Raw genomic sequence first — 559 nt, 5'->3', positions numbered from 1 at the left:
TACCGTCCTTGTGATCTGGATGCTGATTGCCGCCGCCCATTTAAAATCGAGGAAACGGAATCAAACAGCTGGAAACGGCTACTATGTCAAATGGTTCCCTTATACGACTTGGGTGGCAATCATTTCGCTGACAGCCATACTGATCGGTGTCATCCTGACCACGTCGATTGTCATTACATTGGTGACGGCGGGGATCTATTTGCTCATTAGCGCTGCTTATTTCTTTAAAGGAAGAAACCAGACAGCCGGCCAAACGGCCGCTTCTTAAAAAAGGGCTTGCCTCCCAGCGGAGGCAAGCTTTTTATACATTAGTTCGATTTTTTTCGAACTAATTTCTTTTATTCACCGGGACGATTATGTTATCGTCTAATTACATGACCACTACACTTCAGGAAGAAGGAAAGACAATGTCAGAACAGCATTTCAAAAATACGAAGTATTCCGTATTAAATCTGTCTCCTATCGTACAAGGCGGAAATGCGGAACAATCTTTTAAACAATCTATGGATTTGGCGCAGCATGCCGAAAAATGGGGGTACCACAGGTTCTGGCTGGCTGA

Annotated in this window: 2 pseudogenes; both read left to right on the top strand. The window is 44.4% G+C overall.

What is annotated here, in order from left to right:
- Positions 1 to 268 (top strand): annotated as a pseudogene (locus tag ACWHAR_RS30580) (amino acid permease); the annotation flags it as partial.
- Positions 269 to 407: 139 nt separating this feature from the next.
- A pseudogene (locus ACWHAR_RS30575) lies at positions 408 to 559 on the top strand (LLM class flavin-dependent oxidoreductase); the annotation flags it as partial.

Source organism: Bacillus sp. LR--39, assembly GCF_053613335.1.
This window is presented reverse-complemented; position numbering and strand designations above follow the sequence as displayed.